At 72.0% G+C, this 1,150-nt stretch carries 2 pseudogenes; both read right to left on the bottom strand.

Features of this window, described 5'->3' with window-relative positions:
• Positions 1 to 680: pseudogene (locus IH45_RS1000000147585) on the bottom strand (DNA topoisomerase IV subunit B); the annotation flags it as partial.
• A gap of 103 nt (positions 681 to 783) precedes the next feature.
• Positions 784 to 1,150: pseudogene (locus IH45_RS0142705) on the bottom strand (DNA topoisomerase IV subunit B); the annotation flags it as partial.

Here is a 1,150-nt window from a genome sequence, read left to right as displayed (position 1 = left end):
CCGGTCAGGCGCAGGACGTCGCAGACGGCCTTGTCCTGGGCGAGGTATTCGCAGAATTCGCTGATGCCGCCGTCGTAGCGGAAGGTCTCCTCGGTGGGGGCCTGGCCGTCCGGGCCGCGCTCGTCGCGGACGATCAGGGTCAGGCCCGGGACCAGGAAGGCGGTCTGGCGGGCGCGGGCGTGCAGGGTTTCCAGGGACAGTCGGGCGTCCTTGAGGAAGATCTGGCGGTCCGCCCAGTACCGCACCCGCGTCCCCGTACGGGATTTCGGCGTTCGTGCCGTCTGCCGGAGGCCGCTCGCGGAGGAGAAGGCGGCGTCGGGACCGTCGCCGCCGTAGGCGCCCGGCGTGCCGCGGCGGAAGCTGACCGGGCGGACAGCGCGTTGACCACGGACGCGCCGACACCGTGCAGACCGCCGGAGGCCGCATACGAGCCGCCGCCGAACTTCCCGCCGGCGTGCAGCTTCGTGTAGGCGATCTCGACGCCGGACAGGCCGGTCCGGGGCTCGGTGTCGACGGGAATGCCGCGGCATCAGACCGCGGCTGTCCGTGGAGCCGATGTACATGCCCGGGCGCTTGCGGACGGCCTCCAGTCCCTCCAGGACGAGCAGATGCCGCGCGGTGTAGTCGGAGCCGTCGTCGGCCGGGCGGGTACGGGAACGGGCGGGCGGCGTGGTGCTCACGCGGTGTGCTCCTAGAAGGCAGGTACGTCGAGGGGGCGGTTCATGGTCGGCCGGTGCGGCGGGCCGGACGCGGGTCCGGCCCGGGGCCGCTGCCGACGGGCGCTCAGATGTCGAGGAAGCGGACGTCCTTGGCGTTGCGCTGGATGAAGGAGCGCCGGGCCTCGACGTCCTCACCCATCAGGACGGAGAAGAGCGCGTCGGCCTGGGCGGCGTCGTCCAGGGTGACCTGGCCGAGCACCCGGCTGTCGACGTCCATCGTCGTCACGCGCAGTTCCTCGGCGTTCATCTCGCCCAGACCCTTGAAGCGCTGGATCGTATCGTCGCGCAGGCGCTTGCCGCCCTGGCGGCCACGCTCGATCAGGGCGTCGCGTTCCCGGTCGGAGTAGGCGTACTCGTGGTCGTCGCGGCCCCACTTGATCTTGTAGAGCGGGGGGCGGGAGAGGTAGACGTGCCCGGCTTCCACCAGCGGC

It is taken from the genome of Streptomyces rimosus subsp. rimosus (genome assembly GCF_000720725.1).
Classification (GTDB): Bacteria; Actinomycetota; Actinomycetes; order Streptomycetales; family Streptomycetaceae; genus Streptomyces; species Streptomyces rimosus_A.
The sequence above is the reverse complement of the archived record's forward strand: the minus strand, read 5'-3'. Positions and strand labels throughout refer to the sequence as shown.